Origin of the sequence: Paenibacillus sp. MCAF9 (assembly GCF_052114265.1) — a bacterium.
Lineage (GTDB): Bacteria > Bacillota > Bacilli > Paenibacillales > Paenibacillaceae > Pristimantibacillus.
The window spans coordinates 1-19509 of sequence record NZ_JBFREL010000032.1 but is presented as its reverse complement, the minus strand read 5'-3'; the positions used below and the strand labels follow the sequence as shown (position 1 = coordinate 19509).

At 46.1% G+C, this 19509-nt stretch carries 17 protein-coding genes and 2 rRNA genes; 1 reads left to right on the top strand and 18 read right to left on the bottom strand.

The features are described from left to right. From AB4Z45_RS28070 to AB4Z45_RS28040, 7 genes are all read right to left on the bottom strand, one after another. Positions 1 to 438, bottom strand: coding sequence for a Mini-ribonuclease 3 (locus tag AB4Z45_RS28070; RefSeq protein WP_441912731.1), 438 nt, complete (start codon positions 436 to 438; stop codon positions 1 to 3). Beyond that, on the bottom strand, positions 435 to 1877 hold the full coding sequence (gene cysS / locus AB4Z45_RS28065; protein WP_441885595.1) for a cysteine--tRNA ligase: 1443 nt from the start codon (positions 1875 to 1877) through the stop codon (positions 435 to 437). The genes AB4Z45_RS28070 and cysS overlap by 4 nt, the downstream gene beginning before the upstream one ends. Continuing rightward, a complete protein-coding gene (gene cysE, locus AB4Z45_RS28060) occupies positions 1874 to 2536 on the bottom strand; it encodes a serine O-acetyltransferase (RefSeq protein ID WP_076271445.1) in 663 nt (220 codons plus the stop codon). Before cysE ends, cysS begins: the two co-directional genes overlap by 4 nt. Before the next feature lie 507 nt (positions 2537 to 3043). Then, entirely contained in the window at positions 3044 to 4516 is a 1473-nt protein-coding gene (gene gltX / locus AB4Z45_RS28055) for a glutamate--tRNA ligase (protein ID WP_076271447.1), read from the bottom strand. A 163-nt stretch (positions 4517 to 4679) separates the two neighbouring features. Then, positions 4680 to 5162 (bottom strand): 2-C-methyl-D-erythritol 2,4-cyclodiphosphate synthase, encoded by a 483-nt coding sequence (gene ispF, locus AB4Z45_RS28050; protein WP_441912730.1) that lies wholly within the window; start codon positions 5160 to 5162, stop codon positions 4680 to 4682. Continuing rightward, positions 5159 to 5878: a 2-C-methyl-D-erythritol 4-phosphate cytidylyltransferase gene (ispD, locus tag AB4Z45_RS28045; protein WP_441912729.1), complete on the bottom strand. Its 720-nt coding sequence runs from the start codon at positions 5876 to 5878 to the stop codon at positions 5159 to 5161. Before ispD ends, ispF begins: the two co-directional genes overlap by 4 nt. A 150-nt stretch (positions 5879 to 6028) precedes the next feature. Next, a complete protein-coding gene (locus AB4Z45_RS28040) occupies positions 6029 to 7123 on the bottom strand; it encodes a PIN/TRAM domain-containing protein (protein ID WP_441912728.1) in 1095 nt (364 codons plus the stop codon). 176 nt (positions 7124 to 7299) lie between these two features. Between AB4Z45_RS28040 and AB4Z45_RS28035 the strand changes: the two genes are divergently transcribed. Then, positions 7300 to 7695: a hypothetical protein gene (locus AB4Z45_RS28035; protein WP_054025352.1), complete on the top strand. Its 396-nt coding sequence runs from the start codon at positions 7300 to 7302 to the stop codon at positions 7693 to 7695. A 115-nt stretch (positions 7696 to 7810) separates the two neighbouring features. On the opposite strand, the gene AB4Z45_RS28030 is transcribed toward AB4Z45_RS28035, so the two are convergent. From AB4Z45_RS28030 to AB4Z45_RS27980, 11 genes are all read right to left on the bottom strand, one after another. Next, positions 7811 to 9898, bottom strand: a complete 2088-nt coding sequence (locus tag AB4Z45_RS28030; RefSeq protein ID WP_441912727.1) for a serine hydrolase — start codon at positions 9896 to 9898, stop codon at positions 7811 to 7813. A 164-nt stretch (positions 9899 to 10062) separates the two neighbouring features. Beyond that, on the bottom strand, positions 10063 to 10809 hold the full coding sequence (gene pssA / locus AB4Z45_RS28025; RefSeq protein ID WP_076271452.1) for a CDP-diacylglycerol--serine O-phosphatidyltransferase: 747 nt from the start codon (positions 10807 to 10809) through the stop codon (positions 10063 to 10065). 88 nt (positions 10810 to 10897) lie between these two features. Continuing rightward, entirely contained in the window at positions 10898 to 11974 is a 1077-nt protein-coding gene (gene disA / locus AB4Z45_RS28020; RefSeq protein WP_076271453.1) for a DNA integrity scanning diadenylate cyclase DisA, read from the bottom strand. A gap of 11 nt (positions 11975 to 11985) precedes the next feature. After that, positions 11986 to 13353 carry a DNA repair protein RadA gene (gene radA / locus AB4Z45_RS28015; protein ID WP_076271454.1) on the bottom strand — a complete coding sequence of 456 codons (1368 nt, stop codon included), beginning with the start codon at positions 13351 to 13353 and terminating at the stop codon, positions 11986 to 11988. A 376-nt stretch (positions 13354 to 13729) separates the two neighbouring features. Beyond that, the gene (locus tag AB4Z45_RS28010; RefSeq protein ID WP_076271455.1) at positions 13730 to 14086 is read right to left on the bottom strand and encodes an antibiotic biosynthesis monooxygenase; all 357 of its coding nucleotides are present in this window, start codon (positions 14084 to 14086) and stop codon (positions 13730 to 13732) included. Between the two features lie 130 nt (positions 14087 to 14216). Further along, a complete protein-coding gene (gene clpC, locus AB4Z45_RS28005; protein WP_339205304.1) occupies positions 14217 to 16676 on the bottom strand; it encodes an ATP-dependent protease ATP-binding subunit ClpC in 2460 nt (819 codons plus the stop codon). Positions 16677 to 16678: 2 nt separating this feature from the next. Next, entirely contained in the window at positions 16679 to 17758 is a 1080-nt protein-coding gene (locus AB4Z45_RS28000) for a protein arginine kinase (RefSeq protein ID WP_441912726.1), read from the bottom strand. A gap of 28 nt (positions 17759 to 17786) precedes the next feature. Then, on the bottom strand, positions 17787 to 18308 hold the full coding sequence (locus AB4Z45_RS27995) for a UvrB/UvrC motif-containing protein (RefSeq protein WP_076271458.1): 522 nt from the start codon (positions 18306 to 18308) through the stop codon (positions 17787 to 17789). Between the two features lie 35 nt (positions 18309 to 18343). Continuing rightward, the gene (locus tag AB4Z45_RS27990) at positions 18344 to 18805 is read right to left on the bottom strand and encodes a CtsR family transcriptional regulator (protein WP_339205306.1); all 462 of its coding nucleotides are present in this window, start codon (positions 18803 to 18805) and stop codon (positions 18344 to 18346) included. A 306-nt stretch (positions 18806 to 19111) separates the two neighbouring features. Next, positions 19112 to 19228: ribosomal RNA gene (gene rrf, locus AB4Z45_RS27985) — 5S ribosomal RNA — on the bottom strand. Between the two features lie 159 nt (positions 19229 to 19387). Further along, positions 19388 to 19509: ribosomal RNA gene (locus AB4Z45_RS27980) — 23S ribosomal RNA — on the bottom strand; the annotation flags it as partial.

Below are 19509 nucleotides of genomic sequence, written 5' to 3'. Positions count from 1 at the left end.
TCATGAGCCTTGTTGATTCTCATGCTTCTTAATTGCAATGGCAAATAGTTCATGTATTCTTTCGATTCGGCCTTCATAATAAAGATAGCCAACCAAGCTCTCCAACGCTGTTGCTAGACGATAATCAGCTAAATCAGCGTTTTTGGGAGGCGCTCCCGATTTTGAATTGCGGCCTCGGCGGACTATGTCCGCCTCCTCCTCGGTTAAATGCGGCTGCCAGAGATCCAACGTTTTCTTTTGTCCTTTGGCAGAAACAAATTTTGTTGCCTCACGGTGAAGGTGATGCGATTTCTGATTCGGCAGTGAAATAAAATATTGTCTTACAAGAAGCTCAAACACAGCATCGCCCATATAAGCGAGAACGACCGGGTTCATTAGCTGCGGCGATTTGGACGGCGGGTAAAAGAGCAAGCGGTTCGTATCGATATGCTCGCTCATTTACGCCGCCAGCGGATACCTTGCGGTGTATCCTCAAGGACGATGTTTTTCTCTATGAGCAAATCACGAATTTCATCCGCTCTAGCCCAGTTTTTGGACTGGCGAGCTTCGGTCCGCTCCACTATAAGCTGTTCGATATCCGCATCCAGCAGTTCAGCGTCCGCTTGTTGCTGCGGCAGCAAGCCAAGTACAGCATCCATACGCTCAAACAATGTAAGCAAAGCATAAATCGCTTCAGCAGAGGCGTCTGCACGATTCAAATATTGATTAGCCTCAGCTACCAAATCAAACACCGTTGTAATCGCGTCAGGGGTGTTGAAATCATCGCTCATTTTGGCATGGAATTGTTCATGAATCACTTTTAGTCTTGCATCCAGCGCTTCGTCGCCAGAAGGGACAAGTCCGTTGCCACTTCCTGCCGCCTCATTTAGCTTGCCTTCAAACGATGAAAGCCTATGCTTTAAATTCGCTGCACTGTTTGCAATCCGCTCGACGCTGTTCTCAGCTTGCGCAACCGTGTCATCACTGAAATTGAGTGGACTGCGGTAGTGTGTAGAGAGCATAAAATAACGAATCGCATGAGGTTTAACCCGCTTCACCAGCTCATGCACCGAAATGCCATTGCCTAGCGATTTGGACATTTTCTCATTATTTATATGAATATAGCCGTTATGCATCCAATAGTTCGCCAGCGGTTTGCCTGTCAGCGCCTCCGATTGCGCAACCTCGCATTCATGATGCGGAAACTGCAAATCATGACCGCCGCCATGGATATCAAGAGTATCCCCAAGGTACGCGCGAGCCATAGCCGAGCATTCGATATGCCAGCCTGGGCGTCCATCGCCGAAAGGACTTTCCCATTTGATTTCGCCCGGCTTAGCGCCTTTCCATAATACAAAATCCTGTTGATTCTCTTTGCGGTCGCCAATCTCTACTCGAATACCGAATTGAAGCTCTTCAATATTTTGATGGGAGAGCTTGCCGTAATCCGCGAATGCAGACGTACGATAATAAACATCTCCATCACTCATATAAGCATAGCCTTTATCTATCAAGCCTTGAATAAACGCAACGATTTGCGGAATATGCTCCGTTACCCTTGGATTAAGTGTCGCCTTATGAACACCCAGCGATTCGATATCTGCATAAAATGCTGCAATAAACGTCTCCGCTACTTCAGGGACTGTCGTACCAAGCTGCTCTGCTTTTCGAATCAGCTTATCATCGACATCTGTAAAGTTAACAACATATTGAACTTCATTACCTACATCCTCCAAATAACGGCGAACAACGTCAAAGAAAATAACCGGACGAGCGTTTCCAATATGAATGTAGTCATAAACGGTTGGTCCGCAAACGTACATTTTCACCTTACCTGGCTCTTGCGATACAAAAGGCTCTTTTAGCCGCGATACTGTATTATAAATGGATACTGTCATTTTCGTATTTCTCCTCCAGCTACAGGATTCCGAAGCTTATCGAGCTCGGATTTTAATTCGTCTATTTCCTTCTGCATTGTACGGAACATTTCGATGACCGGATCGGGCAGCTTCGTATGATCAAGTCGATCGCCTACACGCTCGCCGTTTCTTTTGACCACGCGTCCCGGGTTTCCAACTACCGTACAATTGGCAGGAACCTCTCTGAGTACAACCGCGTTTGATCCTATGTTAGAAAATTCGCCCACTTGAAATGAGCCGAGCACCTTCGCTCCTGAGCCAATAACTACATTATTGCCAATTGTCGGGTGACGCTTCCCTTTTTCTTTACCCGTTCCGCCAAGAGTTACTCCCTGATAAATAACGACATCATCACCAATCTCACAGGTTTCACCAATGACGACACCCATGCCATGATCGATAAACAATCGCTCGCCGATACGAGCACCTGGATGAATTTCGATGCCTGTCATAAAGCGGCTAACCTGGGAGATCAAGCGCGCTGTAGTATACCAACCTCTACGGTATAAGGGATGGGCAATGCGATGCGCCCAAATAGCGTGCACACCTGAATAGGTGAAAATAACCTCGAAGCGACTGCGAGCAGCCGGATCATTCTCAAAAACAGCTAGTATGTCCGATCGAAAATGACGAAACATAAACAATGCCCCTTTTTCCTACGCTCATAAATTTCTAATAAAAGAAAAGCCTCTGCAGCATAATATGCTGCAGAGGCGTGTGATCTCGCGGTTCCACTCTGCTTGAATAAATCGACAGCTATCCTCGCTGAAGTTTATTCACCTTAAGGTCTTTAACGCAGACGATACGTTGCTGCCTACCCTGTCCAGACAAATATATGCCAATATTGCCGATTAAGCGTCGCCGCCATCCTCATCATTGCGCATTACCTGCTGACACAGCTCGGAACAAAGCTCCCAGGTGCATATTTCCGTTCGGCGGACCAGACAACTTGCAGCCCCATTACGTTTCCTCATAGTCACATTGTGATGCGACTCCGACTCGAATGACGGTTGTCCTCTCTGCGAATCCACAAGCAAACGTACTTCTCCTGTTCATGGCCGTTTGATTCATTCATTTATTAGTCATAGTATACCGAATACCCAAAAATGTGACAAGGGCATTATGCATACTCTCATCTACAAGAATTAAGCTAAAGATCCTGCCAAACGCGCGCGCAGACGATCAGCAACCTTATCTTTGCCTAGCAAAGCAAGCGATTGATTCAAATCAGGACCATGCGTTTGTCCAGTAAGGGCTGCACGAATCGGCATGAACAGCTGCTTGCCTTTAAATCCAGTTTCCTTCTGTACAGCTTTGATCATCTCTTTGATGCCATCCACTTCAAAGGCTGTTTCTCCCGCTTCGATTTTTGACAGGAAGGCCTGCAAAACAGTTGGCACTTGCTCCTCGGCAAGAACCTCTACCGCTTCGCTTTCATCCTCTACCGTATCACGGAAAAATAGCTCTGTCATTGGAACGATTTCTGAGGCGGAACGCAGTTTGTCCTGATGAAGCGCCACTAGTGCAGTCACCCAGGCTCTGCCTTCTGCATCAAGTTCAGCAGCGACTCGACCCGCATTTTGCAAATGTGGCAGGCAAAGATCAACAACACGGTTCAAGTCCGCTTTTTTCAAATATTCATTGTTCATCCAGCTAAGCTTCTGCGTATCGAATACGGCAGGGCTTTTGCTTAGACGTTCAGGATTAAACACATTAACCAATTCTTCGCGAGTAAACATTTCCTGTTCACCCTCTGGCGACCATCCAAGCAATGTAATAAAGTTAAACATCGCTTCCGGCAAATAACCGAGATCGTCATACTGCGAAATAAACTGAATGATGGATTCATCTCGTTTACTTAGTTTTTTGCGCTGCTCATTCACGATTAGCGTCATATGGCCGAATTTTGGAGCTTCCCAGCCAAAAGCTTCATAAATCATCAACTGGCGCGGCGTATTCGAGATATGGTCTTCTCCACGCAATACGTGACTGATTTTCATCAAATAATCGTCCAGTACTACAGCGAAGTTATAAGTCGGGATACCGTCCTTCTTCACGATGACGAAATCGCCCATCTCTGTTGTATCAAAGCTGATTGAGCCTTTTACGATATCGTCAAAAGCATAAGTCCGATTTTCCGGTACACGGAAACGAATACTCGGCACACGTCCTTCCGCTTCGAATGCTTGGCGCTGTTCTTCCGTCAGATTGCGATGGCGTCCGGAATAACGAGGTGTTTCGCCGCGCTCCGTTTGCTCTTCCCGCTCCTTCTCAAGCTCCTCTTCCGAGCAGTAGCAGCGATAAGCAAGACCACGATCAAGCAGTTCCTGCCAGTACTTGTTGTATATATCTAGACGCTCAGTCTGACGGTAAGGTCCGTACCCGCCGCCAATATCGATGCTCTCATCCCAATCCATGCCCAGCCATTTCAAGTACTTAAGCTGGCTCTCTTCTCCGCCCTCAACATTGCGCTTTACATCCGTATCTTCGATCCGAATAATAAATTTACCGCCCTGGTTTCTCGCGAACAAATAATTGAATAAGGCCGTTCTTGCATTTCCAATATGTAAATGACCCGTTGGAGATGGGGCATAACGTACACGAACTTCTGCAGTCATATAAATAACCTCCTTAAAGTTTTGCGAAGCATAAACTAACTTCGTAAGCATATACAGGTAAAGTTTTGCGAAGCACAAACTGGCTTCGTAAGCATATACAGGTAAAGTTTTGCGAAGCAAAATCTAGTCTCGCAAGCATATGCTGATTAATGAATACTCCCGATCATAACACATCCTTGATTAGACAGACAACGGATTGCGCTGCAATTCCTTCACCGCGTCCTGTGAATCCAAGCTGCTCGGTTGTCGTTGCTTTCACATTCACCTGTGTTACATCAGCCTCAAGCGCTTTCGCTATAATTTCAGCCATTTGCGGAATATATGGCAGCATTTTGGGCTTTTGAGCAATAATCGTGGAATCAATGTTCCCAAGCTTATATCCGCGCTCACGCACAAGCTTCCATACTTCCTCCAGCAGCTTTAAGCTGTCTGCATCTTTAAACGCGGCATCTGTATCCGGAAAATGTTTGCCGATATCGCCAAGTCCAAGCGCGCCCAGTATTGCATCCGTTATTGCATGCAACAGAACATCCGCATCAGAATGACCTAGAAGTCCCTTCTCATAAGGAATCGTTACTCCCCCAATAATGCACGGACGGCCTTCTACCAATTGATGCACATCAAATCCATTTCCAACTCGAATCATCCTTGCTCACCTTTCCCCTCTGCCCTATCGGCATGACGCTTCGCAAGCAAAAATTCCGCCCACGGCAAATCTTCAGGCGTCGTAATTTTAATATTCGTATATTCGCCTTCTGCAACAGTAACGCTTGCGCCCATGCGCTCTACAACCATTGCGTCATCTGTTCCAATGAACTCTTCTGCAAGTGCGCGCTCATGCGCCTCCTGCAGTAGAACACGTCGAAAAGCTTGCGGCGTTTGTATCGCCCACAAGCTTCGGCGGTCCGGAGTCGAAACGATAACTCCCGCTTCATTGACTTGTTTAATCGTATCCTTTACTGGAACAGCCAGCACAGATGCACCGCTCTGCTCAGCCTGCGAACAGCAAGCGCAGACGGCATTCGCCGATACCAGCGGACGTACACCGTCATGCACCATCACCCAGTCGCTTTTCAGCTCCTGCAGACCTAAGTATACCGAGTGCTGTCGTTCTTTCCCCCCGGCAACAATAGCGGTTACCTTCGTTATGCCATATAGGGAAGCCCAATTGCGGCAACGCTCCACGTCCTCGCTGCCTACGACCAGAACCACTTCATTTACCAAATCCATCGATTGAAACAGCTCTAGCGTATGCACAAGAATAGGCTTGTCCGCCAGCTTCAAATACTGCTTGCTTTCTTTCGTTCCCATCCGCGTGCCTCGTCCGGCTGCTACGATGATAACTCCCCAATCTGCTCCCATGCCTCGACCCGCCTCACACTGAGTTAAAACATAAGTATTTATAAACCTAGCTTCTTATAAATAAACTTACGTTTCTCTGCGAAACGAGCTTGTGCCGTCTTTTGTCGACGTTAGCCGTTTGCGCTATAACAATAGTACTATCATACCTTGTTACTGCGCTTTTTCCAACAGCTTCGGCTTTGCAAATATCATTCGGCCCGCAGAGGTTTGAAGCACGCTCGTTACAAGCACTTCCATCGTTGTCCCGATATATTCACGTCCGCCCTCAACGACGATCATGGTGCCATCATCCAAATATGCGACACCTTGTCCATGCTCTTTGCCGTCTTTTATCACTTGTACGATGATTTCTTCTCCAGGTAGAACAACCGGCTTCACAGCATTAGCCAAATCATTAATATTGAGCACCGACACGCCTTGAAGCTCACATACTTTGTTTAAGTTGAAGTCGTTGGTAACAACTTTACCATGAAGCGCCTTAGCCAGCTTGACCAGCTTGCTGTCTACTTCTCCGATTTCTTCAAAATCTCCTTCATAAATAAGAACCTTTACGTCCAGCTCTTTTTGAATCTTGTTCAAAATATCAAGTCCACGGCGTCCCCTATTGCGCTTCAATAAATCAGATGAATCAGCAATATGCTGCAGCTCCTCAAGCACAAACTCAGGAATGACTAACGTGCCTTCAATAAATCCAGTCTTACAGATGTCTGCAATACGGCCGTCAATAATAACGCTGGTATCGAGTATCTTATGCTCCTCGTAACCACCCGCCTCATTTACAGGCGCGACTCTCCGTTTCTCCAGCAGAGCTGCAAAGCCTTCTGCCAGCTCCTCCTGCTTATGCAGGCCAATTCGCATGCCCAAATAACCGAAGCATAACATCATAGCAGCAGGAAGGAGACTTCCTATACCATCTAGACCCGATACTGCGGGATAGATTAGAACAGTAAGCAATAAACCTGCTAGAAGACCGCCAGCTCCAGCAATCAGCTGCTGCATAGGAAGCGCTGCGGTTTGCTCCGCACCCTTCTGCATATAGCGAATGACTTGCCCTGCAACCATCGTTGCTACAACTACACCAAAAACCGCGCCAATTGCTACATTCATGTAATAAGTGCCGGATCGCTGTAGCATTCCGAAGGATGAGCCAGACCATACGGCCGCTCCATTTATCCATCCGTATACTTCACCGCCTGCCATACCACCGAACAACATACCCAATATTTGAATTATTCGTCTAACCATTATGGTTCACCTCCACTATAATTATGTTCCAATAATTGGATTGCTAACCGTGGGGGCACGGATTAATTGAAAACATTTATAATTTTTAATAATTCACATTTTGTAAAAGGGAGATAGGAGGCTTATAATGGATATTAGGAAGAAAACATAAGAGGTTGGTGAAAGAGGTGGAACCGATGAGCGCTCCTACACTGGATCAATTTCAGCAGCAAGTATCCGAATTGTTGCTTCGGCACCGCAGCTTGCTAGATGTTATGTCCAAATTTGGACAGTCAGGCGCTTCGGTAAATCGCGCAGTCACGAAAGCAGTCACAGACTGTGGATGTATTGAACTAAATGCCCGCAAACAACAATACTCGGACGAACTAAATCTTGAAAATGCGAAAACGACGCTGCAAAGTCATCTCACTGGAGCCGTATGCGAGCATTGCCGCGATGCGCTCAAGGCCGATCTTGGCCGCAACTTGTTTTATATGACTGCTTTATGTAATTTGCTGGACATTCAACTGGATGAAGTTATTGCGGATGAATACGACAAATGCTCAACTTTAGGCCTGTTTAACTTAACGTAAATATGCATCATATGAATCGCGCAGGAAAGAGACTATAGCTATCTCTTCCTCCCGAGCACCGAGTAACGCAAGAGGCCTCCCACTTTGGGAGGCCTCTTTTTTAGCGCTAATAGTGCTACTTCTGTTGCATGAATCCAGAAACAATAACATCTAACGGACGTGTAAGTAGAGAATATAAAATAGCAGCTTCCTCTTGGCGGTTCAAAACTTTCTTAGAAGCGTAATTGAAAACACCTTTCTCTGGCTCTTGAACCTCTGGTCCATAGATGCCGAGCTTAACGATCATCTTTACAGCTGGCAGCGCCCATTTATCAGTCTCACCGGAGAGCTTAACCGACTCAAACAACTCTGCTGGATACTGCTGAGAGAAGACGCGCCACATCATAACAGCCGCTTCTTGTCGAGTAATGTTGCGATCCGGCTCAAACAGATTCGTTGTTGTACCTTTGACCAGCCCCAGCTCATACGCTTGCTGAACAAAAGCAGCGGCCGAATGGCCTTCCAAATCCGTAAATACGAGTACTTCCGTACTGCTTCCTTTTAATCCGCTAATCTCCATCAGATGCTTAACAAATTGTCCCCGAGTGACTGATTGCTCAGCATTAAATTTCTCATCCTCAATATCGGAGTAGTGCCCTAATGTTTTCAGCGTATAGATTGCCTTCTCATAAGGGTGGTCTTTCGCAATATCAGCAAACAAGGTTGGCGCTTTATGTTTCATCCCATAGCCGAGCGGATTCAGATACGGCTCCTTAAAGTAAAGCACTTCATCGCCTGACCCTAACACAAATGCAGTGAATTTACCCGTAAGGCTATCTACAAACAGATTTTTATCTACTTGTTTAAGTGCACGCGGTCCAAGGAAAGCATCTGAAATCATCAAGCTCCCTTTGCCGTCTGCTTCTATTGATGTATTTAGTTGTCCAAGACGTAGGTCAGTATAAATGCCCGTGAATTTATTTAATGAATCACTCGTACTCGGCGTGAATGCGTCGAACTTGGCAGGTTCAGCATACGCCGGGAAAAACGATTTAATAAACGACTGATAGAAGAAATCACGAAGAGGGCCCAGCTTGTTGTACGTGATAAATACTCCTGTCTTTTGTTCCGGAATAAGGAACATAAGCGAGCTTGTCCCCACAATATCTCCAAACTTGGCAATCACGGAAGAACTGCTTCCCGCACCAGGAAGCTGAATAGGTGCCTCAAATCCATAAGTAGTGTTCGGCAGCAATGAATGAATCGAAGAGCGATACGTTTTCATCTGATCAACGGTTGCTTGCTTAAGAATGCTGCCGGATTCTGATGACCCGCCATTCAGGAAAGCAATCATAAACTTGCTTATGTCCTCAGCAGTAGAGAACATTCCCCCTTGCGGCATTACAGTAGGAGTAACTGCGTATAATTCATGTTTGCCGTTCGCAGCGTCGTATTCCGAAACTAGATTTTCTTTAAGTTTTTTATCAAGTAAAAAACGGCTTGAATCCATTTTCAGCGGCTTGAATATTTTCTGTTCCATGTAATCGTTAAAAGGTAAACCGCTGACTTTTTGTACGATCAATCCAAGCAGCATCGACGCAAAGTTATCGTACATGTAGGCGCTGCCTGGCTCCCGAACAACAGAGGGCATATGCCCCCGAACATAGTCTTCAATTTCAACTATTTTCTTGAAGTCGCTATGTATATCCTCTGGCTGCGGATCACGTATTTCAAAACCCGTCGTATGCGTAAGTAAATGCTCAATCGTAACCGGCTTGCCGAACGGGTTGTCGAACTTCAAATCCTTCACATACTTGGTGAAATCGTCTTGAAGAGAGATCTTCCCCTGTTCTACAAGCTGCATAACCGCGGCTGCCGTAAAGGTCTTGGACACTGACGCGATGCGAAACACGCTCGAAGCAGGGTCAATCGGCTTTTTTGTTTCCAGGTCTGCAAAGCCATATCCTCGCTGCGCTACTGTTTTCCCATCCTTCACAATAACCACAGAAGCTCCTACATATTGCGATTTGATTTGTTCCGTTGCAAAAAAATCGTTTAAAAATGTTGTCGCATTCTCAGCATTTAACGCTTTTGGAGCAGGCGCAGCACTCGGTTCCACGGGAGCCGCATAGACGGCTGGAGCCAGCAGGCTGACTGATAAAGCAGCAGTAACAATCGTTTTGGTCCATAAAGAAGGCTTTTTAATACTAAATAGTCGTTTCAAACCAGCATCTTCTCCATTCGAATTCGTTTTTGACCGCCTATTAAATACGAATTTGGAAGATGATTAGTTTCAAAATTATTCCATAACAGATTGCTAAAAGGGACTATAAGAACGAAAAAAAATAGCGCCCAAGCACAAAGATCTGTGCTTGAAACGCTATTTTACTAAGCCGGCTTTTCCGTTTGAACAGGGTCTTCTGCGTTTTCATCACGTTTCTTCCGCTTGCGGTTTCGCTTGGGCAAACGGCGATCAACGTTTTTTTTTAGGCCGTACAGCGCATATAGAAGCAGCGGTACAAACAAAATTTTGGATAAGTCATTTTTGAACAATAGACCTAATACGACAGATACAACAATAACAATAGGGACAACCCATACTGCGCTCTTAGGAATACCGACCTTTTTGAAATTCGGATATTTAATCGTACTAACCATAAGAATGGAAAGCACCACTGTGCTTGCAAGCAACACGGATACATAAATGTCATTTTGAAATAAAGCTAATGTCGCTAACACTCCGCCAGCCGCCGGTATCGGAAGACCGATAAAATAACCTGGCGCACTTGATATTACATTGAAACGAGCAAGCCGCAGTGCCCCGCAAATCGGGAACAATGCCGTTACGATCCAAGCCAAGGCTGGATTTAGATCTTGAAAAGCAACTACATACATAATAAATGCTGGAGCTACGCCAAACGAAATCACATCGGATAATGAGTCCAGCTCCTTACCGAATTCACTTTGAACGTTCAGCGCCCGAGCAACGCGTCCGTCAACACCATCAAGCAGCATGGCGATTAACACCATCATAGCCGCAGTATCTGGTTTTTCATTGAATACAAGAATGATGGCGATTACTCCTAGGAATAAGTTCCCCACCGTGAGAAGGCTCGGTATCGATTTTGTGATCATCTTTTCCACCTCTTCTCTACTATGCCCCAAAACCCTTAACGAATGTATCTCCACGTTACAGGACCACATTCAATCCATTGTATGGGATTTAAATTTGCCTGTCAATGAACATCTGCTCTTGTATCCGCTTTAGACCTTCCTTAATCGCACGTGCCCGCACCTCACCAATGCCTTCAACCTCATCCAATTCTTCAATTGTCGCCATCAGAATATGAGGCAATCGACCGAAGTTTTCAATCAGATTGTTCATAATAATGAGCGGCAATCTTGGAATTTTATTCAGCAGGCGGTAACCGCGCGGTGACACAGATTCATCATTCATGTTGCTCGTATGTGGATAACCGATCAAACGGATGATTGGAGGCGCATCAAGCAGCTCATCCGAGCTCAGCTTCTTCAGACCTGCCCGAATTTCCCGTATTTTCTCATCCGAATTTTCTTTGGCATAATCCTTAAGTAAGTACCAAGCATCCTCTTCTACTCCGCCAACGAGCTCATCCATTTGCATGCTGATGAGCCGCCCTTCCGTTCCAAGCTCATTTACATAACGCTTGATCTCCATCTTGATGCGCAGCACCATTTCAACACGTTGAATAACATGCGCTACTTCCTGCAGAGTAACGAGCTCTTCGAATTCAAGCGCTGAAAGATTCGTAAAGGATTGGCTAAGCACCGCTTTATATTTCTCGAGCGTTTGAATCGCTTGGTTGGCCTTCGTCAAAATAACGCCCATGTCCTTCAGCGAATAACGCAGATTGCCTTGATACAAAGTAATAATATTACGACGCTGCGAGATGGATACAACAAGCTTGCCTGTCTGCTTTGCAACCCGCTCAGCTGTACGGTGCCGAATTCCCGTTTCGATCGACGGAATGGAGCTATTTGGTATAAGCTGCGTATTCGCATACAAAATTCGGCGCATATCCTCGCTCAAAATAATAGCTCCGTCCATTTTTGCAAGCTCATACAAATAGTTAGGCGAGAAGTCGCAATTAATGGAGAAACCTCCGTCTACGACTTCCATTACTTCCGGGCTGTAGCCAACAACCAGCAACGCCCCCGTTTTCGCCCGAAGCACATTTTCAAGCCCATCCCGAAAAGGGGTGCCTGGTGCGACTAATTGCAATAATTGATTCATAATTTCAAGCTGTGTAGGTTCCTTCATCATCTGCCCCCCTATCCAAGCGCTGCCTTAAGTGCTTCCGACACTGTAGATACGCCAATAATTTCTATGCCTGCGGGCGGTTTCCACCCTTTTAAACTTTTCTCTGGCATTATGACACGTTTAAAACCTAGTTTCTCTGCTTCCTTCACCCTTTGCTCAGCACGCGATACCGCACGCACTTCTCCCGTCAATCCTACCTCGCCAAAAATAACGTCATACGGCTTCGTTGGCGCATCGCGAAAACTGGAGGCTATGCTGACCGCCGCTGCTAGATCGACTGCCGGCTCGTCAAGCTTAACTCCGCCAGCTACGTTCAAGTAAGCATCCTGTGTTTGTAGAAACATGCCGTTCCGCTTCTCCAACACCGCAATAATGAGTGCCATACGGTTATGGTCGATACCCGTTGACATTCTGCGCGGGGATGGAAAATTAGTTGTGGCCACAAGTGCCTGAAGCTCAACAAGCACAGGCCTTGTGCCTTCCATGCTTGCAACTACGGTTGACCCTGATACACCAAGCGGACGCTCCGATAAAAACAGCTCAGAAGGATTCGAAACCTCTCGCAGTCCATCCTCGCCCATCTCGAAAATGCCAATCTCGTTCGTCGAGCCAAAGCGGTTTTTGACTGCCCTTAAAATTCTGTACGTATGATGGCGCTCCCCTTCAAAATAAAGAACACAATCCACCATATGCTCTAGAAGCCTTGGCCCCGCAATCGCGCCTTCCTTCGTAACATGGCCGACGAGCACCGTCGCAATTCCTTTAATTTTGGCCACTCGCATAAAGTGCGCCGTGCATTCTCTTACCTGCGATACACTCCCGGGAGCCGATTGAACATTTGGATCGTAGACGGTTTGAATGGAGTCAATAACGAGAAAATCCGGCTGGACTGATTCTATGGCATCGTTAATTTGCTCCATATTGGTTTCGCATAATACATAAAGCGATTCCGTCAGCGCACCAAGTCGATCTGCCCTTAGCCTTGTTTGCCGCACGGACTCCTCCCCAGAAATATAGAGCACCTTCAATCCCTTCACCGCAAGCGCATGAGACGTTTGCAGCAACAGCGTTGATTTTCCGATTCCGGGATCTCCGCCAACAAGAATTAGCGAGCCTGGAACAACACCTCCGCCGAGCACCCGATTAAGCTCAAGCATCCTTGTTTCTATACGAGGCTCTTGCCCACTTTCTATATGTATGATGGACTGCGGCTTTTCTTTCGCATGAAACGACGACAATCCGACGCCCTTCGTTTTCACAACGGTTTCTTTCTCTTCCACCATCGAATTCCAAGCGTGGCAGCCGGGGCATTTCCCCAGCCATTTTGGCGATTCTGTTCCACATTCCGTACAAACAAATTTTGATTTAATTTTGGCCATTCTGTACTCCTTAAACGTTATGAACCAGCGTAAATGAATGATGCCAGCCCTAGCGATTGTGCTTAAAATCACACTACATAAAGTTTACCATTTTATCCTCCATGTATAAACCCACATTGTTAATGAAAAAAAGGAGATAACCTGCTTATTATTCGTTTCCCACAGCTAAGCTTATCCATTTCACGTCTTTTCATTGTTATCCACAGAATTACGAACAAGTTATCAACATTGTCCACAACTCATCAACATATCCCCAAAGCCTTTTTCTATAAATACAACATAAAAAACGCCCTCGTTATCCACAGTGGATAAGAGAGCGAAAGATTAGTCACAACGCAGAATATTTATTAGAGCTCCAAATGATAAATAAATAGAATTAATGCTGCTTAAGCTCAATTCCAGCTTGCCGAGCAACCAAAACGCGATGCGTTGTCAATTGTGAGCCGAGCATCACACTTTCCGTTTGCTGACCTGCCTCGCCCTGTTGTCCCCCGCCTCTATGAGCGTGCGCTTGCCGAAAAGAATCACTGTTCACCCAGCCCTCAAAGGAAGCTTTGGTTTCCCAAGTCGTGCTTACTTTAAGCTCATCATATTCTTCTAAGCCTTCCGTTAACAACACTTCCATGCGCACAAAACCAGGCGATAAATCTATGCCTTTGGAGTTTTGAAATCTACTCGCCACCGTCTCCCCGTGGCCTTTTTTTACTTTTATCGTATTGGTGACAACTATCATCGTTGTTCCTCCATTCTATGTAACGCTATAGCCTTATTATACGATAATGATTATCATTGTCAATTTATTGCATTAATAAAAACTGTCCCGCAAGCAGCTATTCTGATTGCGAGACAGTTTACTATCATGCTTATTTTGTAGTGGATTCTTCTGGCTCTTGTTCGGAAATCGATTTGGTAACGGTTAGACCGCCATCCTTCTCATCGATTGTGAACGTATCGCCTTTTTGGATTTTACCCATCAACAAATCTTCGGACAAACGGTCTTCGATATGTTTTTGAATTGCCCGGCGAAGCGGACGAGCTCCATATTGCGGATCGTAGCCTTCCTTCGCAAGGAAGCTTTTTGCTGCATCCGTCAAGATGAAGTCAACCTCCTGCTCACGCAGACGCTTGCGAAGCTCATCCGACATGAGTGTTACGATTTGAGCAATATGCTCCTCGCCAAGCGAATGGAACACGATGCTTTCATCAATACGGTTCAAGAACTCCGGACGGAAGCTTTTCTTAAGCTCGCCAAGCACTTTATCCTTCATTTGCTGGAAGTCGCGTCCCGCATCCTGTACGGCTGTGAAGCCGAGCGAGGAATTACGCTTGATTTGATCCGCTCCAACGTTAGAAGTCATAATAATCAGTGTGTTGCGGAAATCGACAACGCGGCCTTTGGAATCAGTCAATCGACCATCCTCCAGCACCTGAAGCAATATGTTAAATACTTCAGGGTGAGCTTTCTCAATTTCATCTAATAACACAACGGAATATGGCTTGCGGCGAACTTTCTCGGTTAACTGTCCGCCTTCTTCATAACCTACATAACCAGGAGGCGCTCCGACTAGACGGGATGTCGAATGTTTCTCCATATATTCCGACATGTCGATACGGATAACCGCATTTTCATCTCCGAACATCGCTTCTGCAAGTGCTCTGGCGAGCTCCGTTTTACCAACGCCCGTTGGACCTAAGAAAATGAATGAGCCAATTGGACGCTTCGGATCTTTCAAGCCGGCACGCGCACGACGAATCGCTCTGGATACCGACTTCACGGCATCATCTTGACCAATGATGCGATCATGAAGAATATCTTCCATTTTCAGAAGTCGTTCCGTCTCTTCTTCAGCCAGCTTGCTAACAGGAATACCTGTCCAGCTAGCTACAACCTGAGCAATATCCTCTGGTGTCACTTCAGAATCAGTACGGCCTTGTTTTTCTTTCCACTGGTTTTTGGTAATATCAAGCTCTTCGCGAATTTTTTGCTCCGTATCGCGAAGTGCTGCTGCTTTCTCGAATTCTTGGCTTTGAACCGCTGCATCCTTCTCCTTGCGGATATCTTCCAAACGGTTTTCAAGCTGCTTCAAGTTTGGCGGTACAGTGTAAGAATGCAAGCGTACCTTTGAACCGGCTTCATCAATAAGGTCAATCGCTTTATCTGGCAAGAACCGATCCGGAATGTAACGATCCGATAATTTAACTGCTTGCACGATAGCTTCATCCGTAATTTTCACACGGTGATGAGCTTCATAACGATCGCGTAAGCCGTACAAAATTTGAATCGCTTCTTCTGGAGATGGCTGATCAACCGTTATAGGTTGAAAACGACGCTCAAGCGCTGCATCTTTTTCAATATATTTGCGGTATTCATCAAGAGTAGTTGCACCGATACATTGCAGTTCACCGCGTGCTAATGCAGGTTTCAAAATATTAGATGCATCGATTGCACCCTCTGCTCCGCCTGCGCCAATCAACGTATGAAGCTCATCGATGAATAGAATAATATTGCCCGCTTGGCGGATCTCATCCATGATTTTCTTCAATCGATCTTCAAACTCACCACGGTACTTTGTACCTGCAACTACGGAGCCCATATCCAGCGTCATGACACGCTTATCACGCAAAGTTTCGGGAATTTCATTCTCGATAATCTTCTGCGCGAGTCCTTCGGCAATTGCTGTTTTACCGACGCCCGGTTCCCCGATTAGTACTGGATTGTTCTTCGTACGGCGGCTAAGCACTTGAATTACACGCTCAATTTCTTTGCTCCGGCCGATCACAGGATCCAGATTTCCTTCCTTCGCATAAGCAGTTAAATCTCTTGCAAGTCCATCGAGCGTAGGCGTGCTAACATTCGCTGGCGAACCGTGATTGCTTGAAACAGCTTCACTGCTGCCAAGAAGCTGAAGGACTTGTTGACGAGCCTTATTTAGGCTAATGCCAAGATTGTTGAGCACACGTGCCGCAACGCCTTCTCCTTCACGGATGAGACCAAGCAAAATATGCTCTGTGCCAACGTACGTATGTCCAAGCTTTCTTGCTTCATCCATCGAAAGCTCAATTACTTTTTTCGCGCGTGGCGTATAGGCAATGTTGTTGGGCTGCTCTTGACCGCGACCGATCAACGCCTCAACTTCATCTTGGATCTTCTCAAGCCCAAGTCCTAGTCCAATTAATGCTTTAGCCGCTATTCCTTCCCCTTCGCGTATAAGGCCTAGCAAAATATGCTCCGTACCAATATTGTTATGTCCGAGACGAACCGCTTCTTCTTGCGCCAATGCAAGCACCTTCTGTGCTCGCTCCGTGAATCTTCCAAACATCATATTTACGCACCCCCATGGCCTTTTTCACCACGCAATTGCTTGCGTATGAGTTCTGCTCTCCTGAAATCTCTCTGCTCTGGACTCATCTTCTCGTCGAAGGTTTGTTGTAAAAATCCAGGCTGAGTCATGACCAAAAGTTCATTCAACACTTGTGGCGTTACATCTGATAAAATGCCAAGGTCTGCACCAAGCCGCACATCTGACAACCGCTGCGCAGCTTCCTTGGAATCCATAATTGAAGCATATGCTAAAATACCGTATGAGCGCTTCACGCGATCCTCTGTCCTCAGCCGCGACTCATGCATAAGACGTCCCCGTGCCGCTTTCTCATGCTCGATGATTTGCCTTGCAACACCATAAAGATTTTCAATAATTTCATTCTCGGATTGCCCCAGCGTAATTTGGTTAGACACCTGAAATAAATTCCCAAGCGCTTCACTGCCTTCGCCGTACAAGCCTCTTACCGCCAAGCCTACCTGTGTAACAGCTGACAATATCCGATTGATTTGAGACGTTAAAACGAGTGCCGGCAAATGCATCATGACGGATGCCCTTATGCCTGTGCCCACATTCGTTGGACATGTCGTCAAATAACCGCGTTTCTCATCAAATGCATAATCAGCCGACTCTTCAAAAATATCGTCAATTCCGCTGGCCAATGCCCATGCCTCCTGGATTTGGAAACCTGGATACAGACATTGAATGCGCAAATGATCTTCTTCGTTAATCATTATGCTAACTGATTCATTATCGCTTAAAATAACGGCCCCACATCGCGATTCGTTCGCTAAATTGGGACTGATTAAATGCTTTTCAACAAGCACCCTTTTATCAAGCTCGCTTAAATCTGACAAAATAATGGTCTCAAATGATCCAATTGACTGCAGCTTGCCGCTCTGGCTAACTTCAGTCAGCTGATCCATGACATCCTTAGATTGCTGATTTGTTGCAAGTAATGGAAAAGGCTGATGACGTAAATTTCGGGCTACTCGCACTCTGCTGCTAATGACAATTTCAGATTCAGGACCTGCGTCCTTCATCCATTCGCTGAGTGCATGCTGTGAGAATCGATGCTTAGTCAAGAGGTTCCTTCACTCCTTCTATGCCAGCCTACAGGTCTGCCATTTTGCGCTCTAATTCACGTATTCGATCACGCAGCTCAGCCGCGCTTTCAAATTCCTCTTGATCAATCTTCTCCTGCAGATCCCGCCTCAGCTGTTCAATCTCGCGCTTGCACTGGATTTGCCCGCCTGAGCGCTTAGGTATTTTACCGCTGTGTACGGTGCTGCTGTGAATACGTTTGAGAAGTGGATCAAGCTTACCTTCGAACGACTGATAACAAGAGCTGCAGCCGAATCGACCGATTTTGCTAAACTGTGTATAGGTCAGTCCACATTCCTCGCAGCGCAGCGCTGGCTGCTTGATGCCGGTAATCGTCGACCCGCCAAGCTGTTCGAAATCAAGAAGCCCCGATAGTAAGCTATGAATAGAAAAGCTATTCGGCGCGCCTGGAATGCCTTCGCCTTTCTCACGAGCACAGCTTTCACAAATATGAAATTCGGTCTTCTCGCCATTAATGATTTTTGTGAAATGAAGCGTAGCCGGTTTTTTACCGCAATCTTGGCAAAACAAGCCTGATCCCTCCTCCCGGTATAAACGGTTTGTCATTATTTGACCAACAATGAGATAAGCATGGACCTTAACAACCTTGCACGAATTTCATCCCTTAGCGGCAGCTTCAATGCAATGGTATCGCGATGCACAGCCGCACGGAGCAGATTTCCCTCGCGCTTAGTGATAAGTCTTGCTTCCTCAAGCTGATAAATAAGCCCTTCCGCTGCACCTTGATCGACACATTCTCCAACCGTTTCTTCGATATGGAATTGAATCGCCTTTAATGCAGGAAGCTCAATCCGTTGTATTCGGATATAGCCTCCGCCGCCGCGCTTACTTTCAACCATGTATCCTTTCTCCATGGTAAATCGAGTACTAATTACATAGTTGATTTGCGACGGTACACAAGAAAATTTGTCAGCCAGGTCATTGCGTTGAATTTCTACTGCGCCCTCTGGACTTTCTTGAAGCATAAGCTTCAAGTACTGTTCGATGAGATCGGAAATGTTACGCAAACCACCAACCTCCCTGAGAAATAACCAATAAAACTAAAGTTGAAACATAGGTATTAATGAGGTCTTGCAATCAAATCAGAATATACACCGAATATTCGGACAACTGACTTTGACTTTCTTTGACCTTGATTTTATTATATGCAATTTCAGCAAAAGGTCAAGTGCTCGGCAAAATTGATTTTCCATTAGCTTGGTACGCTTGCATGCTGTTTATACATAGCCAGATTCATTTATATGATTAATGCTTATTTTCTGCATGCAAAAACAACAAAAAACCTATCGCATATTATGCGATAGGTCTCTCGTGCTTGGCGGCGTCCTACTCTCCCAAGACCCTGCGGTCTAAGTACCATCGGCGCTGAAGGGCTTAACGGTCGTGTTCGGTATGGGAACGCGTGGTTCACCTCCGCCATCGCCACCAAACTGGATTTTTCGTTGAAATGCAGTCCTGAGTCTCCTCAGAAAAGATCCAACCAAAGTCCTTCAAGGTGTTTACGCCCTGAAAACTGGATACGAAAGATTAGGCTTGCTGAAGCCTTTATGCTGCTGTCTACCGGATGTATGGGTCACAGTAAACGTGTTTAGGATAAGCCCTCGACCGATTAGTATTCGTCAGCTACACACATTGCTGTGCTTCCACCCCGAACCTATCAACCTCGTCGTCTTCAAGGGGTCTTACATACTGGGAAATCTCATCTTGAGGG

What these genes read in the sequence shown, in the direction of transcription:
- AB4Z45_RS28070 (WP_441912731.1), bottom strand. Translation starts at nt 438, where the DNA reads ATGAGCGAGCATATCGATACGAACCGCTTGCTCTTTTACCCGCCGTCC.
- cysS (WP_441885595.1), bottom strand. Translation starts at nt 1,877, where the DNA reads ATGACAGTATCCATTTATAATACAGTATCGCGGCTAAAAGAGCCTTTT.
- cysE (WP_076271445.1), bottom strand. Translation starts at nt 2,536, where the DNA reads ATGTTTCGTCATTTTCGATCGGACATACTAGCTGTTTTTGAGAATGAT.
- gltX (WP_076271447.1), bottom strand. Translation starts at nt 4,516, where the DNA reads ATGACTGCAGAAGTTCGTGTACGTTATGCCCCATCTCCAACGGGTCAT.
- ispF (WP_441912730.1), bottom strand. Translation starts at nt 5,162, where the DNA reads ATGATTCGAGTTGGAAATGGATTTGATGTGCATCAATTGGTAGAAGGC.
- ispD (WP_441912729.1), bottom strand. Translation starts at nt 5,878, where the DNA reads ATGGGAGCAGATTGGGGAGTTATCATCGTAGCAGCCGGACGAGGCACG.
- AB4Z45_RS28040 (WP_441912728.1), bottom strand. Translation starts at nt 7,123, where the DNA reads ATGGTTAGACGAATAATTCAAATATTGGGTATGTTGTTCGGTGGTATG.
- AB4Z45_RS28035 (WP_054025352.1), top strand. Translation starts at nt 7,300, where the DNA reads ATGAGCGCTCCTACACTGGATCAATTTCAGCAGCAAGTATCCGAATTG.
- pssA (WP_076271452.1), bottom strand. Translation starts at nt 10,809, where the DNA reads ATGATCACAAAATCGATACCGAGCCTTCTCACGGTGGGGAACTTATTC.
- disA (WP_076271453.1), bottom strand. Translation starts at nt 11,974, where the DNA reads ATGAAGGAACCTACACAGCTTGAAATTATGAATCAATTATTGCAATTA.
- radA (WP_076271454.1), bottom strand. Translation starts at nt 13,353, where the DNA reads ATGGCCAAAATTAAATCAAAATTTGTTTGTACGGAATGTGGAACAGAA.
- AB4Z45_RS28010 (WP_076271455.1), bottom strand. Translation starts at nt 14,086, where the DNA reads ATGATAGTTGTCACCAATACGATAAAAGTAAAAAAAGGCCACGGGGAG.
- clpC (WP_339205304.1), bottom strand. Translation starts at nt 16,676, where the DNA reads ATGATGTTTGGAAGATTCACGGAGCGAGCACAGAAGGTGCTTGCATTG.